Source organism: Vibrio sp. Vb0304 (genome assembly GCF_033338995.1).
Classification (GTDB): Bacteria; Pseudomonadota; Gammaproteobacteria; order Enterobacterales; family Vibrionaceae; genus Vibrio; species Vibrio alginolyticus.
Genome location: NZ_JAWOTT010000298.1, coordinates 1 through 1,113, shown reverse-complemented (window position 1 = coordinate 1,113; position 1,113 = coordinate 1). Strand labels below are relative to the sequence as shown.

Below are 1,113 nucleotides of genomic sequence, written 5' to 3'. Positions count from 1 at the left end.
GTTTAGGGCATCAATGATAACAAGATGAATAGACATAATGACTTAGCAATAAAAAAGGGGCGTAATGCCCCTAGTGTAACGAATGCAAGCCAGACTATCGACCACCAATTTATGGATGGGCAATTCGATAGCATGGTTCGTAATCAGAACCGCCTGGCAATTTCATTCGATGCTGTTCAACGAAGTCTTGCAGTAGCTTGTCGAGCTTCTTCATCAGTACAGGATCGCCATGAATGGAAAATGGACCTTTGCATTCGATTTCGCGAATGCCCTCGGCTTTGACGTTACCTGCCACAATACCAGAGAAGGCTTTGCGTAAGTTAGCCGCCAGAACCTGAGGTTCTTGATCCAAGTTCAAATTCAACCCTTCCATTGATGTATGCGTTGGGTCAAATGGCAGTTGGAAATCCGGTTCGATTTTCAATGACCAGTTGAAGCTGTAAGCATCGCCTTTTTCTTTACGGTGAAGGCGTACATCTTCCATCGAGCGCTTCATGATACGTGCAACTTCGGCAGGATCATCAATGACGATTTTGTAGTGTTTTTGACCTTCTTCACCTAAGGTATCGCGAATAAACGCATCGATAGAACGGAAGTATTCTTCGCTCTCTTTTGGTCCGGTTAACACAATCGGCATCGGCTGATCCGCATTGTCTGGATGCATCATGATACCAAGAATGTACAGCAACTCTTCAGCAGTACCCGGACCACCCGGGAAGATCACAATACCATGCGCCATACGAACAAACGCTTCTAAACGTTTTTCGATGTCCGGCATGATGATCAGCTCGTTGACGATTGGGTTTGGCGGCTCAGCGGCAATGATTGAAGGCTCTGTCAAGCCAAGGTAGCGTTGCTCAGTGTAACGTTGTTTAGCGTGACCGATTGCTGCTCCTTTCATCGGGCCTTCCATCGCACCTGGTCCACAACCCGTACAGATATTAAGTTCACGTAAGCCAAGCTCGTTACCCACTTCGCGCGTGTATTGGTATTCAACGCCATTGATTGAATGGCCGCCCCAACAGACGACGAGATTTGGTTCAATACCGGGAGTGAGCGCGCCTGCGTTACGCAAAATACCAAACACAAGGTTGGTAATGTGCGTTGGGTTAG

General features: G+C 47.3%; 1 protein-coding gene. It reads right to left on the bottom strand.

Going from position 1 to position 1,113, the window contains the following annotated elements; genetic code table 11:
• Window positions 1-109: 109 nt before the first annotated feature.
• Window positions 110-1,113: nucleotide 5'-monophosphate nucleosidase PpnN (ppnN, locus tag R7P35_RS25780; RefSeq protein WP_318093292.1), on the bottom strand; the 1,004-nt coding region annotated here is incomplete at its 5' end.